The organism is Sulfurospirillum barnesii SES-3 (assembly GCF_000265295.1).
Taxonomy (GTDB): Bacteria; Campylobacterota; Campylobacteria; order Campylobacterales; family Sulfurospirillaceae; genus Sulfurospirillum; species Sulfurospirillum barnesii.
In genome coordinates, this window is sequence record NC_018002.1 from 1,711,279 (window position 1) to 1,727,409 (window position 16,131).

12 protein-coding genes, 3 tRNA genes and 3 rRNA genes are annotated in these 16,131 nt (G+C 39.6%); 5 read left to right on the plus strand and 13 right to left on the minus strand.

Features of this window, described 5'->3' with window-relative positions:
• Window positions 1-13: 13 nt before the first annotated feature.
• Together flgC and flgB are read right to left on the minus strand one after the other, a co-directional pair.
• Window positions 14-505: a flagellar basal body rod protein FlgC gene (gene flgC, locus SULBA_RS08605; RefSeq protein WP_014769904.1), complete on the minus strand. Its 492-nt coding sequence runs from the start codon at window positions 503-505 to the stop codon at window positions 14-16.
• A 9-nt stretch (window positions 506-514) separates the two neighbouring features.
• Window positions 515-949 (minus strand): flagellar basal body rod protein FlgB, encoded by a 435-nt coding sequence (gene flgB / locus SULBA_RS08610; protein WP_014769905.1) that lies wholly within the window; start codon window positions 947-949, stop codon window positions 515-517.
• A gap of 122 nt (window positions 950-1,071) precedes the next feature.
• Here flgB and SULBA_RS08615 point away from each other — a divergent pair, with 122 nt between their 5' ends.
• Genes SULBA_RS08615 through SULBA_RS08625 form a run of 3 tightly spaced genes read left to right on the plus strand, consistent with a single transcriptional unit; the run spans window position 1,072 to window position 3,703 of the window.
• A complete protein-coding gene (locus SULBA_RS08615; protein WP_014769906.1) occupies window positions 1,072-2,232 on the plus strand; it encodes an FtsW/RodA/SpoVE family cell cycle protein in 1,161 nt (386 codons plus the stop codon).
• Window positions 2,229-3,251: an undecaprenyldiphospho-muramoylpentapeptide beta-N-acetylglucosaminyltransferase gene (murG, locus tag SULBA_RS08620; RefSeq protein WP_014769907.1), complete on the plus strand. Its 1,023-nt coding sequence runs from the start codon at window positions 2,229-2,231 to the stop codon at window positions 3,249-3,251. The genes SULBA_RS08615 and murG overlap by 4 nt, the downstream gene beginning before the upstream one ends.
• Window positions 3,245-3,703, plus strand: coding sequence for a GNAT family N-acetyltransferase (locus SULBA_RS08625; RefSeq protein WP_014769908.1), 459 nt, complete (start codon window positions 3,245-3,247; stop codon window positions 3,701-3,703). Before murG ends, SULBA_RS08625 begins: the two co-directional genes overlap by 7 nt.
• A gap of 6 nt (window positions 3,704-3,709) precedes the next feature.
• Here the strand turns inward: SULBA_RS08625 and SULBA_RS08630 are convergent.
• Window positions 3,710-3,786 (minus strand) — tRNA-Arg (locus tag SULBA_RS08630).
• Window positions 3,787-3,853: 67 nt separating this feature from the next.
• Here SULBA_RS08630 and SULBA_RS08635 point away from each other — a divergent pair.
• Window positions 3,854-4,732 (plus strand): nucleoside recognition protein, encoded by an 879-nt coding sequence (locus tag SULBA_RS08635; RefSeq protein WP_014769909.1) that lies wholly within the window; start codon window positions 3,854-3,856, stop codon window positions 4,730-4,732.
• Here the strand turns inward: SULBA_RS08635 and SULBA_RS08640 are convergent.
• The 10 genes from SULBA_RS08640 to SULBA_RS08685 form a co-directional block, all read right to left on the minus strand.
• Window positions 4,725-5,117: a thioredoxin fold domain-containing protein gene (locus SULBA_RS08640; RefSeq protein WP_014769910.1), complete on the minus strand. Its 393-nt coding sequence runs from the start codon at window positions 5,115-5,117 to the stop codon at window positions 4,725-4,727. The genes SULBA_RS08635 and SULBA_RS08640 overlap by 8 nt on opposite strands.
• Window positions 5,114-6,004, minus strand: coding sequence for a DMT family transporter (locus SULBA_RS08645; RefSeq protein WP_014769911.1), 891 nt, complete (start codon window positions 6,002-6,004; stop codon window positions 5,114-5,116). The genes SULBA_RS08640 and SULBA_RS08645 overlap by 4 nt, the downstream gene beginning before the upstream one ends.
• Before the next feature lie 55 nt (window positions 6,005-6,059).
• Window positions 6,060-6,175: ribosomal RNA gene (gene rrf, locus SULBA_RS08650) — 5S ribosomal RNA — on the minus strand.
• A gap of 135 nt (window positions 6,176-6,310) precedes the next feature.
• A 23S ribosomal RNA gene (locus SULBA_RS08655) occupies window positions 6,311-9,224 on the minus strand.
• A 319-nt stretch (window positions 9,225-9,543) separates the two neighbouring features.
• Window positions 9,544-9,619: transfer RNA gene (locus SULBA_RS08660), tRNA-Ala, on the minus strand.
• Window position 9,620: 1 nt separating this feature from the next.
• A tRNA-Ile gene (locus tag SULBA_RS08665) sits at window positions 9,621-9,697 on the minus strand.
• 90 nt (window positions 9,698-9,787) lie between these two features.
• A 16S ribosomal RNA gene (locus SULBA_RS08670) occupies window positions 9,788-11,296 on the minus strand.
• The 16S, 23S and 5S rRNA genes sit together here with 2 tRNA genes alongside, the layout of an rRNA operon.
• A 334-nt stretch (window positions 11,297-11,630) precedes the next feature.
• Window positions 11,631-12,311, minus strand: a complete 681-nt coding sequence (locus SULBA_RS08675) for a pilus assembly FimT family protein (RefSeq protein WP_041671838.1) — start codon at window positions 12,309-12,311, stop codon at window positions 11,631-11,633.
• 13 nt (window positions 12,312-12,324) lie between these two features.
• Window positions 12,325-13,515: a glycosyltransferase family 39 protein gene (locus SULBA_RS08680; RefSeq protein WP_014769913.1), complete on the minus strand. Its 1,191-nt coding sequence runs from the start codon at window positions 13,513-13,515 to the stop codon at window positions 12,325-12,327.
• On the minus strand, window positions 13,512-14,081 hold the full coding sequence (locus SULBA_RS08685; protein WP_014769914.1) for an aminodeoxychorismate/anthranilate synthase component II: 570 nt from the start codon (window positions 14,079-14,081) through the stop codon (window positions 13,512-13,514). Before SULBA_RS08685 ends, SULBA_RS08680 begins: the two co-directional genes overlap by 4 nt.
• Window positions 14,082-14,277: 196 nt before the next feature.
• Here SULBA_RS08685 and SULBA_RS08690 point away from each other — a divergent pair, with 196 nt between their 5' ends.
• On the plus strand, window positions 14,278-16,131 hold the full coding sequence (locus SULBA_RS08690; protein WP_014769915.1) for an ATP-binding protein: 1,854 nt from the start codon (window positions 14,278-14,280) through the stop codon (window positions 16,129-16,131).

The following is a 16,131-nucleotide window of genomic DNA, read 5'->3' on the forward strand; positions in this document are numbered from 1 at the left end:
TCTCCTAAATTTTCTATTTTAAAATATCAATGGCGCTTTGCGCAATTGCTTTTGCACTTTGAAACGCTGAGACATTGGCTTGATAAGCCCTTGTTGCCTCAATTAAATTTGCCATTTCAATCACTGGGTTGATATTGGGATAAGCGACATATCCTTCTTCATTGGCATCGGGGTGAGATGGTTCATACTTATACGTAAATTCACTCTCATCACGCACCACTTTATCTACAATAACACTCATTATAGCAGGATTGGCATTTTCTTGCAAAAAAGAGTCATCCAATGGATTTTCATAGGCAAGCATATTATTATTTTCTGCAATTTTTTCATTCAACGTTTTACTAAAATCAACGGCCTTAAACACGACATCTTTTCGCTGATACGGTCCGCCTTCACTGGTACGTGTGGTATTTGCGTTAGCAATATTAGAGCTAATAATATCCATACGAAACCGTTGTGCAGAAAGACCATAACTGCTAATATCAAAACTGCTTAAATAGGCCATTGTTTATCCTTATAGTTTTTCAGACGCTTCTAAAACGCTTTTAAAAATCAAGCCATTTTTACGTAACCCTGAGCTCAAGGCATCAAACATCATGGCATTTTTTCCTAATTCTGATGTCTCAACATCTAAATCAACTGTATTACCATCATTTCGAGCCATATGTCCATCCCGAAGGTAAAGTGTTGCTTTTTTATCATCAAAATCTGTGATGCCATTGAGATGAGACGCATTGGTTTGTGCCATTTCTAATTTTAATGAAGCACTCTCTTGTGCATATATCTCTTTTTTCTTTTCAATCAAGGCACTCTCAAAATCAACATCCCGTGCTTTGTAAAAAGGTGTATCAATATTTGCGATGTTACTTGAAATCAAATCTTGTCGCATCGCTCTTGCATTAAGACCTGCTTCTAAGAGTTGATTTGATTTTGATGTTATAAAACCCATCGGTATACCCTTTTTAAATGATAATTTATACAAGCAAATTTTATTCCAAATCATGCCATAATAAGGTTTAATCTATTTTAATGTAAAATCTTAGAAATTATACCATCACGATTTAAGAAGCCATGCAAACAGATAAAATACTTTTTTCACTTTGTGCCTTTGCCATTTTTGTAGGGATTGTCTTTTCACTCTCTTTGCCTGTCTTTACGACCCTTTTTTTTGATTATTCAGAATACCACTTTTTTATTCGCCAATTCGCAGTAGGTATGGTGTGTGTCACGGTTATGTGGGCACTTTCACAACTTGATCCTGATAAATTTCTCAGTGCGATTGGATTTAGTATTTTCCTTAGTTGCCTTTTATTGATGGGCGTTATGCACTACTTACCAGAGTCTTTAGTCACATCAGCAGGTGGTGCTAAACGATGGATTAGACTTCCAGGTTTTTCGCTCGCTCCTGTTGAATTTTTTAAAATTGGTTTTGTCTATTTTCTGGCATGGAGTTTTGCACGCAAACTGAACAATGACAAAAAAACACTCAAAGAAGAATTTAAGCTTATTTTACCGTACCTCGCACTCTTTATCTTAGTAATTTATCTTATTGCGGTCATGCAAAATGACTTAGGGCAAGTTGTTGTTCTAGCGCTAACCCTTGCTGTGATGGCATTTTTTGCGGGAACAAGTTTACAACTCTTCATGCTTGCAATTTTAGGCTCTTTATTTGTCTTTTTAATTGCTATTTTTAGCTCAGCACACCGAATTATTCGTATTAAAACATGGTGGGCAACCATACAAAATATGGTACTTTCACTTTTCCCTGAAAGTATTGCTTCGGTCTTAAGGGTTGAAGATGCTCCTGAACCCTACCAAATTTCCCACTCACTTAATGCAATTAAGCACGGTGGAATTTTTGGAGAAGGTATTGGTAATGGGATGCTAAAACTAGGCTACTTAAGTGAAGTGCATACCGATTTTGTTCTTGCTGGTATTGCAGAAGAAATTGGAGCATTAGGTGTGCTTGGATTAACACTTATTATTATTACCATCATCTACCGCATTTTTAAAATTGCCTCTCGAAGCTCTAATAAAGTCTATTATCTTTTTTCCCTAGGGATTGGTCTTTTAATTGTTTTTTCATTTTTAATGAATGCCTATGGTATTACATCTATCACTCCCATCAAAGGTATCTCTGTGCCATTTATTAGCTATGGAGGAAGCTCTATTTTAGCACTTTCCGTAGGCATTGGTATGGTACTCATGATCAGTAAAAAGGTTAAATTATGATTGCAATTACAGGCGGAGGAACAGGTGGGCACTTGGTGATTGCAAAGGCAATTAAAGAAGAGCTCAATCAACGAGGGATTAAAGCCATTTACATTGGCTCAAACTCAGGTCAAGATAAAGCATGGTTTGAACACGATGAAGGTTTTGAGCAGAAGTACTTCCTAGAGAGCAGAGGTGTCGTCAATAAAAAGGGAATACAAAAACTTTTATCACTTATGACGATTGTGCGTTCTTCCTTTACATGTAAAGCGCTTTTTAAAAAACATAACATTCACGCTGTATTTTCAGTAGGAGGATATTCTGCTGCTCCTGCTTCTCTGGGTGCTCTATTGTCAAGATTGCCTCTTTATATTCATGAACAAAATGCGATTCAAGGAAAACTCAACACCCTTTTGCGACCCTTTTCAAAAGCTTTTTTTAGCGCATACGATACATCTGCCACCCTCACAAGCTATCCTGTGAGCGAAAGCTTTTTTAAGTACAAAAGAGAACGTACCCATTTAAAAACAATTATTTTTTTAGGGGGAAGTCAAGGGGCTACCTTTATTAATCAATTAGCGCTTAAAATGGCAAAAATACTTCATGAAAATAACATAGCCATTATGCATCAAACAGGAAATAAAGAGTTTGAGGCTATTCAAAAATTTTATGAAACAGAAAAAATCCCAGCAGATGTTTTTGCATTCACAACGAATATGGCTCAAAAATTAAAAGAAGCCGATTTTGCTATCAGTCGCTCAGGGGCAAGTACCTTGTGGGAACTTTGCGCTACAGCGCTTCCTGCCTTATTTATCCCCTATCCTCATGCTGCGGCAAACCATCAGTATTATAATGCTAAAACACTTGAAGAAAAAGGCTTAGCACTACTACTGCAACAAAATACAATAGATGAAAAAATACTTTTTGAAAAAATCAAGTATCTGGATTTGAAGAAAATGTCACACGAACTATCAACACTGATACGTGTCAATGGTAGTAAGGAAATTGTTAACCATATTTTAAAGGAATCTACATGTTAAAAGATCTTATTGTACGTATCGCCACAAGAGATGATGCAACCAGCATCGCACAATTCAATGTCCTTTTTGCTAAGGAAACCATTAATAAAAACATTTCGTTGGCATTAACGACAGAGGGTGTCCATCAAGTTTTTGCGAAATTTCATAATGGTTTCTATTTATTAGCGTCACTCGAAAATACTATTGTGGGAATGACAATGATTACTCGTGAATGGAGTGATTGGAATAATGGAGCATTTTACTGTATACAAAGTATCTTTGTAACTGACCATGCCCATGAAAAAGAAATTCATGATGCATTGCTAACAAAAGCAAAAAGTTTAGCTAAGGAACACTATGATGTCTGTGGTATTAGACTTTATGTCCATAAAGATGACAAAGAAACACACAAAAAATATGAAGATTTAGGATTACAAAAAACACCCTACAGGCTCTTTGAAGAGATGTTTTAAATGAAGTGGTGCGCTCGAAGGAATTCGAATCCCTGACCTCCGGTACCGCAAACCGATGCTCTATCCAGCTGAGCTACGAGCGCACATATTTGTTTGAGGTCGGTATTATAGCTTAGCTAATATAAATTAAGTATTAAAAAAAGAGTCAAAATGTCATTTAGCGTACAAAAATCACTTAGAACATCGTTAAAAAGTTCTTGGACGATTCTAAAACTCATTGTTCCTATTTACATTTTGGCGGATGTTCTCTTTTATTACAATCTTCTCTCACACATTACTTTCATTTTTAAACCACTTGTTTCACTCTTGGGACTCCCTCAAGAGGCAGCCCTTGCCATTGTTAGTGGTCTCTTTCTCAATCTTTATGCGGCCATTGCATTTGCAGCACCACTGGGACTGGACGCTAAAGAGTGGACGATTTTAGCCGTCTTTTTAGGCATAGCCCATGCACTTATTGTTGAAACGGAGATTATGAAACGTCTAGGACTTTCAAGAATCTACTCTATTCTTTTACGACTGAGTGTGGGTTTACTCGTTGGCGGACTTACTTCAAAGCTTCCGCAGAGTTGGTTTTCAAGCAAGATTCTCCAAGAGGCGGTAACCCCTGAACATCCTGTGTATCAATCGCTCTTTGATCTCGTGCAAAACTCGCTGTACGAATCCCTTTCGCTATCACTCAAAGTTATTGCACTCGTAACACTGCTTATCTTTTTTCTTGACTTTATCAAATCACTTACCATCATTGAAAAGCATTCACAAAAAGTGAACAGTGGTTTTTCAATTACCGTGGGTGTAATTTTGGGCATTACTTATGGTGCTGGTATTTTAATTTCCGAGTATGAAAAAGGGATTTTAAAAAAGAAGGAAATTCTTTTCATTGGGACGTATTTGATGATCGCGCATGCGATTATTGAGGATACACTTCTTTTTGTCATTTTTGGGGCAAATCCATGGCTTATCGTAGGATTACGCTTACTGTTTGCAACTTTGATTGCAACTCTTATCGTACGGTATTCTAAAGCTACTTAAACTCTTGCGTGTATACAATATCTAACAGCTCTATAAAATTTAGAGGATCACTATAGCCTGCAAATTCATCTACAATGCTAAGATCACGGGGTGATAAAATCAAATTCGTAGGAAAATACTTTACATGTAACGCTTGCGGCAATGTTGGATCTTCTCCATTAATGCTTACATGTAAATAGTTTTTAGCAATATGTTGATTAAATTTTGGTACACCAAAAACATCTTTTTGCATCTTAATGCAATAGGGACACCCCTCTTTTTCAAGCGTTAAAAGAATCAGTTTATTTTCCTTCAACGCTTTTTGGCGCTCCATTTCTAAAAATCCAGCTTGTAAAGAAAACACACTTAGCATAACCATCATTACGATTTGAACCCATTTTTTCATTGACGAATCACTCTCTTTTTTTGTTGAATCACTAAGCCCATTATAATAAAAATCAACCCAATAAAGGTAGAAAAAAGAATGGTTTCACCTACAAAGAAGGCGATAAACACTAAAGATAAAAAAGGTGAGATAAAAATAAGATTAGCAATTTTTGCGGTATTGGTACTTAACTTCATCGCTTGCAGCCACAGGATAAACGTAATACCCATTTCAAAAACCCCAATATACAGTGAGCCAAAAAAACCATAGATGTTAAAGGTTAGCGGATGCGATGTCACAAGGGCGTACAGTAAAATAGCAGGAACACCAAAGAGAAAATTGATAAAAAGCCCAATCAAAGGGTCTACATGTAATTTGGTATTGTAAATCCAATAAAGCGACCACAATACGGTCGAAAAAAGCGCTAGAAAAACACCTGTGAGGCTTGAGAAAGAGAAATTCCAAAGATCACCGTGCGTTGAAATCACTAAAACGCCGCAGTAACACATAAGCCCTGCTAGAAAATCATAGAGACTCAATTTCTGCTTTAAGATAAACACAGATAGATACGTCAATGTCAACGCCCACGTGTAATTAATAGGCTGTGCCTCTTGGGCAGGCAATAGCTCATAGGCTCGAAAAAGGATTAAATAATAGATAAATGGATTGATTAAACCCAACAAAGCAAGGTAGAAATAGGTTTTTTTTGAATAGGTCAAAAGCGTATAAAACTTTTTTTGATACACCATAGCCATAAAAAAGACGCATAATGAAAAAAATGAAGCATACAGTAAAAGTTGTAACGCATCAAAATGGGCTAATGTCAGTTTAAAAGCACTCGCAACGGTTGACCAAAGTAAAACAGCAGAAATAGCAAATAAATAAGCTTTTGATTGATTTTTTTCCAAGAAAGACCGCCTTTGTATAAGACGAAATGAAGGAGTAAAGTAAAAAGAATCACGGAACTGGCAGCGACCTACGTTTCCATCCCAGTAAGGGAGAGTATTATCGGCGATGAAGAGCTTAGCTTCCTGGTTCGAAATGGGACAGGGCGTTTCCTCTTCTCTATAGCCACCAGAATCGTGAATTAAATCTATGTCATATTATAACGAAATAGGCTTAATTCACCATTCTTTTGGTGATTTTAGTATTGTCTAGTCAACATCACGCTTTACACTTAATAAGGAAGTGAAATAGCATTATCATACGTAATAATATGTAAGCCAAACGACCTATTAGTACTGGTCAGCTAAAGGGCTCTCACCCATTACACACCCAGCCTATCAAACATGTAGTCTTCATGAGGTCTTCAGGGAAAGTTCATCTTGGAGTTGGCTTCCCGCTTAGATGCTTTCAGCGGTTATCACATCCGAACATAGCTACCGGGCGATGCTCTTGGCAGAACAACCCGTACACCAGTGGTTCGTTCAACCCGGTCCTCTCGTACTAGGGTCAACTCTCCTCAACTTTCCTACGCCCACGGCAGATAGGGACCGAACTGTCTCACGACGTTCTGAACCCAGCTCGCGTACCGCTTTAAATGGCGAACAGCCATACCCTTGGGACCTGCTCCAGCCCCAGGATGCGATGAGCCGACATCGAGGTGCCAAACCTCCCCGTCGATGTGAGCTCTTGGGGGAGATCAGCCTGTTATCCCCGGGGTACCTTTTATCCTTTGAGCGATGGCCCTTCCACACAGAACCACCGGATCACTATGACCGACTTTCGTCTCTGCTCGACGTGTATGTCTCACAGTCAAGCTGGCTTGTACCATTATACTCTACGAACGATTTCCAACCGTTCTGAGCCAACCTTTGTAAGCCTCCGTTACTTTTTAGGAGGCGACCGCCCCAGTCAAACTACCCACCAGACATTGTCCTGAACATAGATAATATGTCCCAGTTAGCTATCAGAATAAAGAAGAGTGGTATCTCAACAATGGCTCAGGTGCAACTGGCGTCACACCCTCAAAGCCTCCCACCTATCCTGCACATCTTTATCCCAACAGCAGTGTCAAGCTATAGTAAAGGTCCACGGGGTCTTTCCGTCTTGCCGCGGGTAGGAGGAATTTTCACCTCCACTACAATTTCACTGGATTTCTGGTCGAGACAGCTCCCATCTCGTTACGCCATTCATGCAGGTCGATATTTAATCGACAAGGAATTTCGCTACCTTAGGACCGTTATAGTTACGGCCGCCGTTTACTGGGGCTTCGATCAAGAGCTTCGCTTGCGCTAACACCATCAATTAACCTTCCAGCACCGGGCAGGCGTCACACCCTATACATCCTCTTACGAGTTAGCAGAGTGCTGTGTTTTTGGTAAACAGTCGGGAGGGACTCTTTGTTGCAACCTTTTCCGCTTTTTGGAGCAAGTCCATATACAGAAGGAGGCACACCTTATACCGAAGATACGGTGCTATTTTGCAGAGTTCCTTAACCAGAATTCTTCCACGCGCCTTAGAATACTCATCTCACCCACCTGTGTCGGTTTACGGTACGAGCAATTACAGATATACTTAGAAACTTTTCTTGGCTCGACGGCATCAACGATTCACCATCCACTCCGAAGAGCATCAAGTGCCTGTCAGGTCTCGAATAAAAGATGACGGATTTGCCTGTCATCTAATCTACTCCCTTCGAACAACTATTCCATCAGTTGCCTCGTTTAGCCCTAAGCGTCCTTCCATCGCGCTCTATAATTGGTGTTGGAATATTAACCAACTTTCCATCGTCTACCCCTTTCGGACTCGACTTAGGTCCCGACTAACCCTACGATGACGAACATCGCGTAGGAAACCTTGGGTTTTCGGCGAACGGGATTCTCACCCGTTTTATCGCTACTCATGCCTGCATACTCACTTCTAGCCGCTCCAGCGCTCCTTACCGGTACACCTTCAATGCTGACTAGAACGCTCTCCTACCACTCTATTAAAAATAGAATCTACAGCTTCGGTGGATAACTTTAGCCCCGTTATATTTTCCGCGCAGAATCGCTAGACCAGTGAGCTGTTACGCTATCTTTAAAGGATGGCTGCTTCTAAGCCAACCTCCTGGTTGTTTGAGCAACTCCACATCGTTTTCCACTGAGTTATCACTTTGGGACCTTAGCTGGTAGTCTGGGTTGTTCCCCTCTTGACGACGCATTTTATCACCCGCCGCCTGACTGCCATGATTACATATACGGTATTCGGAGTTTGACAGGGTTTGGTACCTTGGTATAGGCCCTAGCCCAATCAGTGCTCTACCCCCGTATACTACAACATGACGCTATACCTAAATATATTTCGGAGAGAACCAGCTATCACGAAGTTTGATTGGCCTTTCACCCCTATCCACAAGTCATCCCGAGACTTTTCAACGTCAATGAGTTCGGTCCTCCACTAGCTCTTACACCAGCTTCAACCTGCTCATGGATAGATCACTTCGCTTCGGGTCTGCAGCATCTGACTAATTCGCCCTATTAAGACTCGCTTTCGCTACGGCTCCGAGTTTTCTTAACCTCGCCAGATACCACAACTCGCAGGCTCATTATGCAAAAGGCAGTCCATCACCCTGTATAAAACATAGGGCTCTGAATGATTGTAAGCAAATGGTTTCAGGTTCTATTTCACTCCCCTCACTGGGGTTCTTTTCACCTTTCCCTCACGGTACTGGTTCACTATCGGTCTGTAAGTAGTATTTAGGGTTGGGAGGTGGTCCTCCCGGCTTCAGACAGAATATCACGTGTTCCGCCCTACTCAGGATACTGCTAAGATGATTTAAGATTTCGTATATGGGACTATCACCCGCTATGGTTAACCTTTCCAGGTTACTCTACTATCTAGCATCATTCTACAACGCAGTCCTACAACCCCTGTTGCAAGCAACAGGTTTGCCCTCTTCCAAGTTCGCTCGCCGCTACTATCGGAATCTCTATTTGATTTCTTCTCCTCTGGCTACTGAGATGTTTCACTTCACCAGGTTCGCTCCCCGCAGGGTAACTGATATTACTATCAGTTGGGTTGCCCCATTCGGATATTTGCGGATCAAAGCTTCTTGACAGCTCCCCGCAACTTTTCGCAGTCTAGTACGTCCTTCATCGCCTCTTACAGCCTAGGCATCCACCATTCGCTCTTAATAGCTTACCTATTCGTATTCTAATGCACATTTCACTCCCTTATTAAATGTAAACCATCTAACAAGTTGTAAATTGTTTTTTTTGCGTTTTGTTGACTTTGACAATAATAAATTAAATAACATCTTTATGTTCTTTCACCAGATAGCAAAGCTATCTTAAAGAACCAAACCTAAAGTACAACGCAAAGCATCGTATTCTAAATTGTAGAACATAAACTTAGACTAAAAAGTCTAATATAAAAACAACTAAAATTGTTCTTATATTAGACGTTGTGTCCTCATTTTCACTAACAATGTCTCTTAGCAATCTTTCACCATCTCTCTAAAAAATGGTGGAGAATAGCGGGATCGAACCGCTGACCTCCTGCGTGCAAAGCAGGCGCTCTCCCAGCTGAGCTAATTCCCCATGGTGGGCTTAAGAGGACTCGAACCTCTGACCTTACCCTTATCAGGGGTACGCTCTAACCACCTGAGCTATAAGCCCCTTTTTCATTCAATCTCTCAAAACTAAATAAGCTTCCCTAGACAAGTGCTCGCCGGAGCACCATTGTGAGATAGTGCCCCTATACTCTAGAAAGGAGGTGATCCAACCGCAGGTTCTCCTACGGTTACCTTGTTACGACTTCACCCCAGTCGCTGAACCCACCGTGGTCGGTAACTAGTTTAGTATTCCGGCTTCGGGTGAATTCAACTCCCATGGTGTGACGGGCGGTGAGTACAAGACCCGGGAACGTATTCACCGTAGCATATCTGATCTACGATTACTAGCGATTCCAGCTTCATGAAGTCGAGTTGCAGACTTCAATCCGAACTGAGACTAGGTTTTAAGATTTGCTCCACTTCGCAGTATCGCGTCTCTTTGTCCTAGCCATTGTAGCACGTGTGTAGCCCTGGCCATAAGGGCCATGATGACTTGACGTCGTCCTCACCTTCCTCCTCCTTACGAAGGCAGTCTGTTTAGAGTGCTCAGCCAAACTGTTAGCAACTAAACACGAGGGTTGCGCTCGTTGCGGGACTTAACCCAACATCTCACGACACGAGCTGACGACAGCCGTGCAGCACCTGTCTCTAAGTTCTAGTAAACTAGCACTCCCATATCTCTACAGGATTCTTAGGATATCAAGGCCAGGTAAGGTTCTTCGTGTATCTTCGAATTAAACCACATGCTCCACCGCTTGTGCGGGTCCCCGTCTATTCCTTTGAGTTTTAATCTTGCGACCGTACTCCCCAGGCGGCACACTTAATCTGTTAAGTGCATTACTGCAATGACTAGCATCGCAACAACTAGTGTGCATCGTTTAGGGCGTGGACTACCAGGGTATCTAATCCTGTTTGCTCCCCACGCTTTCATGCCTCAGCGTCAATAATGTTCCAGTAGATCGCCTTCGCAATCGGTATTCCTAGTGATATCTACGGATTTTACCCCTACACCACTAATTCCATCTACCTCTCCCATATTCTAGTAAAACAGTTTCAAGAGCAGTTCAACGGTTGAGCCGTTGGATTTCACTCCTGACTTATATTACAGCCTACGCATCCTTTACGCCCAGTGATTCCGAGTAACGCTTGCACCCTCCGTATTACCGCGGCTGCTGGCACGGAGTTAGCCGGTGCTTATTCATAAGGTACCGTCATTATCTTCCCTTATAAAAGGAGTTTACACACCGAAATGCGTCATCCTCCACGCGGCGTTGCTGCATCAGAGTTTCCTCCATTGTGCAATATTCCCCACTGCTGCCTCCCGTAGGAGTCTGGACCGTGTCTCAGTTCCAGTGTGCCTGATCATCCTCTCAGACCAGGTATGCGTCATAGCCTTGGTAGGCCATTACCCCACCAACTAGCTGATACAATAAAGCCCCATCCTTTAGCGATAAATCTTTCCCAACTTACCTTATAGTAAGAAGGAGTATGGGGTATTAGCAGTCGTTTCCAACTGTTGTCCCCCACTAAAGGGCAGGTTAGCTATACATTACTCACCCGTGCGCCACTAACAAAATAAGCAAGCTTATTTTATCCGTTCGACTTGCATGTGTTAAGCACGCCGCCAGCGTTCACTCTGAGCCAGGATCAAACTCTCCATAAATGTTGTTCTTTCAACAGATAGCAAAGCTATCTTAAAGAACCAAACCTAAAGCACAACGCAAAGCGTCGTAAACTTTAATGTCCTTGACATATGAAGTGTTTTCTTCAATGACTTAAAGTATCTCTTTTTTTTCAAAGAGTTGATAATCTCTTTTTTCGCGTCACTGACTAAGGTCGCTTATTTAGATTTCAAAGATTGAATTTGACATTGTTAAAATGGTAATGAACTTGAAGCAAATCCCCTACTTTGGGTACTTCTCTTTAACCCCGTTCTCTCAAACGAGGACGAAATTATATACCCATGTCCCTTAAAAGAAGATTAAAAAATGTGGGGGCTATAAAATGTGTGTATAACCTGTTTCTGGTTCAATTGCAATGACAATATTTAAAGTCCCATCTGACAAAGTGATACGGCATTGATTTATGATTAAACGAGGGAATCCCACATTAATCTCTCCAGCTGGATTGTTATTTGTGATATAACTATTGTATGGTCTTCCTATTTCATCAAATTGAATATGTGTTATTCCACCTCGACAACCGCCTGCAAATGTGATAGTTTGAATGCCAAATTGAGTTTTTAAACGCATTTCTTTCATAGATTGTTCATCTTCTACATGTAAAGTATTATTATATCCTCCACTAAGATATTGATTTTGATTAAGAGGGTTTCGTGCTAATTCTGTTAAGTTAGGAAGATGTGTATAATTTGGTCTGTCCGAATAAATAGAATAAGCCCATTCATTATCATAATTTTTTATGGGTGGTAATACATTTGTGAATGAGAGATTTTGAAAAAATCTTATTTGCCAACGTCCTTGAAACCAATTGGCATCATTACTATTGAAATGATTATCCTGCATCGCTAAATGTTGCGTATACCTTATGTGACTCACCACTTGGTCGGCAGCTTCTCGAAGGGGATTGCGTACAAAGCTTGAGGCTACCATATAAGAAAGAATGCCTACGATAACAATCACGAATACAAGCTCAATCATCGTAAATGCTTTTTTCACGCTCACCTCTTTTTTATCCTACAGGGTAAAGATAGAATGTTTTGACAGTTTTACCATAATAGGCAATATCAATCTGTTCAAACCCTTCGTCTATCTCTTTTTTACTTGTTAATTTATAATCTCCACCTTTTTTGATGGCATAAAATTCCAAACGTAACGCCAGTTTATCATCACGAAGGATAACGTTATTAATACCCCTATTTTTAAGCTCTTCTGCCAACTCTTTTGCAATATGATAATTCACCGCAAAATGTTTAGATGGATCATCCATAAGAAGATAAAGTGGTTTATGAAAAAAGCTTGCCATAGTATTGATAAAAAGAGAACACATTACAAATGTAAAAACCACGGTATGTAACTTACGAAATTCTGGCAATCGTACACGATAACTGTTAAAAAAGACTTTGACCATTAAAGGAATAGATAAGACAACAAAAGGTGCAAAATCTTCTAGCAATAAGCGTTGCCTCAAAGAAAGGAGTAAAGAGACTACCAATGAAAAAAATGAGATATACCATAAAAGATTTTTTTCTTCCTTGATCAAAATACGATACATAGAATAAACAAAATAAATGAATAGAAATGGCGAGAAAATCGCTGCATAAACACCTAATGTATCCACAAAATAGCCTTTTGGTTTTCCACCAGTATCAAATCCATACAGATACATCGAAGCTCCAAATAAGACCAATGTCAAAATAAGCAAGTCCGTTTTTTGCTTAAAGAGTGCATAACAAAAAAGTGCTACATAAAAAATTGCAAAAGAGTTATCAATAAAAAGTGTTCCTACCAACAGAAGGTGCGAAAGAACTTTGTGTTCTTGAAGATAAAGGTAGGTGAACAATAAACTCAAAAATACCACAATGATACTACTATTAACCAATAAAGCAATACTGTTGACTCCTGGCAAAAGAGCATAAATACTCAGACTCAAAAACCTGTCAATTCTTTGTTTTAAAAAGAGCTTACTGATTTTATAGAGCAAGAGCATTGAGGCTAAATAAAACAAAATAAAGGGTAAGCGCAATGCCAAATCATTTTGCCCTAAGAGTTTGGTCGATAAAACTGCCACATAGTGAACCAAAGAGTCACCGTTAAAAAAAATCTGTGCTTCATCGTAACTAATGGAAAGTACTTGCGTCTCATAGACTAAAAGCGTGCTACTAAAAAGTAGCAAAAAGAGTAAATAAAGTCTCTCTTTCATAGTTTTAAAAAATTATTTAAAATAGCATGACCGTGTTCACTCAAAATGGATTCTGGGTGAAACTGCACACCATAAATGGGTTGATCTTTGATTTGAAGTGCCATAATTTCGTGGTCATCGGTACTATATGCTGTAGGGATAACACATGCTGGAAGATTATCTTGCTCAACAATAAGTGAATGATACCGTGTGGTGGTAAAGGATTCAGGTAATCCATTAAAAAGGCAACTGTTTTGAAGCTGTTTGGTTGTAGAGGTTTTCCCATGCATCATACGTTGTGCCCGTACAACTTTTCCACCATAGGCCTGAGCGATAGCTTGATGACCTAAGCAAATACCCAAAATAGGAATTTTCCCGCCAAAATGTTTAATCACTTCCAAACTCACCCCTGCTTCATTAGGCGTCGCAGGACCTGGAGAGATAATAATTTTTTCTGGGTGTAACGCTTCTATCTCTTCAACACTCAGTTCATCATTGCGAATGACTTTTAAATCTGCACCAAGTTCCAGGCAATATTGCACGATGTTATAGGTGAAACTGTCATAATTGTCTATCATTAAAACCATAATGCTTATCCTTGCACGCTACTTTTACATGTAAAGGATGATTGTAGCAATTTTTGCGTTGTTTTTTAATTAAGTCTTCACAGAGTCTTATGTGAAAATACACCATTTAAAACCCATTAAAGAAAATAGAGATATACTTTTTTTTAACGAGAGTTCCTAATAAACTCATGATACCTTTTTTTAAGGTTTGAACACTATGCGCAAATGGCTTACATCGGTTTTTCTCCTTGCCTTTCTGCTTTTTGCAACCTTGGGTTGTATGATGCCAATACAAATACATGCTGCACTGTTCTATGGAAGCTATGAAAATAAATTGAGCTTGATTTTTTTAATCTTTGTCTTGGTATGTGGTTTTGTTTTTTATCGCTTAAAACGAGCACTTCGTAAACGAACACTGGGTGAAAAAAAAGCAAAACGCTCACATGAGCGACTCCAAAGGACAATGGAAGAGCTTAATACTGCCATTCAAAAAACAGCCGATGCCCACCAAATCAAAAGTCAATTTCTAGCCAATATGAGCCATGAGTTGAAAACACCCATGAACACCATTATTGGTATGGGGGAGCTTTTGGTGCACAAAAAACTACCTGAAAAAGAGCATCGTTGTCTTACCAAAATGGTCGAGTCTGCACACCATTTAATGAATATTATTAACGATATTCTTGATTTTTCTAAAATTGAAGCAAACAGTATGGAGCTAAAATCTGTTCCTTTCCAATTAGAAAAGTTGGTACTTTCCATCAGTGAATTTTTTCGTTTACGTGCGCAACAAAAAGGTCTAGACTTTTTAATTGACCTTAGCAATACCCATGCACAACGCTATAGAGGCGACCCCAAACGACTGAAACAAGTTCTATTTAACCTTCTCTCCAATGCCGTTAAATTTACCAATAAAGGCGAAATTCTTTTAAAAGCCAAGGCTTTACAAAAAGAAGATGGCAAACAAATTGTACGTTTTGAGATTAAAGATACAGGCATAGGCATTCAAAGTGATCAGGCAATGAACCTTTTTAATGCCTTTTCGCAAGCGGATATGTCCACAACACGTCATTACGAGGGCGTGGGGCTGGGGCTTAGTATTGCACAAGGGTTGGTGTTAATGATGGGTGGGAGTATTCAGTGTGAAAGCGTTTATGGAAAAGGAAGTACGTTTTGGTTTGAAATTCCCCTGCCTTTTGATCACTCTATCACTCTACCAAAACCATCAGCCAAACTCTCTTCTTTGCGGATCTTACTGGTTGATACCAATGAAACAGCGCTTGAGATTCTTGCTCAAATTTTAAGTGACTTAGGTGTTCTTAGCATTACATGTAAAAATGTCAAAGAGGCGTTAACCCTTTTAGAGAGTCACTTTCATGTCAATGCGGTTATTATGAGCTATTCCAGTGAAACACCAGAGACTTTAAATCTATTTCATACCATTAAACATCGATTTTGGAATAAAATTCCTTCCATTTTACTGACACATACGCATGACAAGGAAGCATTGCTCTCAAAATTAGGAACACGTAAACCTTATAAAATTCTCTCAAAACCTATTACTTCCTCTATTCTTTTAGAAACGCTACTAGAACTTAGTGAATACTCTTTTATTGAAAAATCCCTTCCCAAAACAGCTTCCACAGTTTTACATCAATTAGCTGTTTTAAAAACCATTCAAGATAACACTGTTAAAGAAAATATGGCGTATGAAATTTTTGAAGCAGAGGGTATTCATACACACTATGCACTTGAAGCACTAGGAGGTAAACGCTCCTTTTACCATGAACTCTTAAATATTTTTGCGACTGAATATACCTATTTTAAACAAGAGTACGAAGCTTTAGTTTTAGCAAAAGATACCATTGCTATCAAACGTATGTGCCATACCTTAAAAGGGATGAGTGCCACACTGGGGATGGAAGACCTTTGTACTTTAGCACAATACGCAGAGTGTTTAGAGCATCCTCTAACACATAATTCTGAGCTACTTCAAGAAATGGCTAGTACGATAGAACGCTATATTTTAATGATTCGTGCGCTACATACCGCTTTACATGTAAACCAATAA

Coding starts and splice junctions, on each gene's coding strand:
- murG (WP_014769907.1), top strand. CDS start 2,229: ATGATTGCAATTACAGGCGGAGGAACAGGTGGGCACTTGGTGATTGCA.
- SULBA_RS08640 (WP_014769910.1), bottom strand. CDS start 5,117: ATGAAAAAATGGGTTCAAATCGTAATGATGGTTATGCTAAGTGTGTTT.
- flgC (WP_014769904.1), bottom strand. CDS start 505: ATGGCCTATTTAAGCAGTTTTGATATTAGCAGTTATGGTCTTTCTGCA.
- SULBA_RS08685 (WP_014769914.1), bottom strand. CDS start 14,081: ATGGTTTTAATGATAGACAATTATGACAGTTTCACCTATAACATCGTG.
- SULBA_RS08635 (WP_014769909.1), top strand. CDS start 3,854: ATGTCATTTAGCGTACAAAAATCACTTAGAACATCGTTAAAAAGTTCT.
- SULBA_RS08680 (WP_014769913.1), bottom strand. CDS start 13,515: ATGAAAGAGAGACTTTATTTACTCTTTTTGCTACTTTTTAGTAGCACG.
- SULBA_RS08625 (WP_014769908.1), top strand. CDS start 3,245: ATGTTAAAAGATCTTATTGTACGTATCGCCACAAGAGATGATGCAACC.
- SULBA_RS08615 (WP_014769906.1), top strand. CDS start 1,072: ATGCAAACAGATAAAATACTTTTTTCACTTTGTGCCTTTGCCATTTTT.
- flgB (WP_014769905.1), bottom strand. CDS start 949: ATGGGTTTTATAACATCAAAATCAAATCAACTCTTAGAAGCAGGTCTT.
- SULBA_RS08690 (WP_014769915.1), top strand. CDS start 14,278: ATGCGCAAATGGCTTACATCGGTTTTTCTCCTTGCCTTTCTGCTTTTT.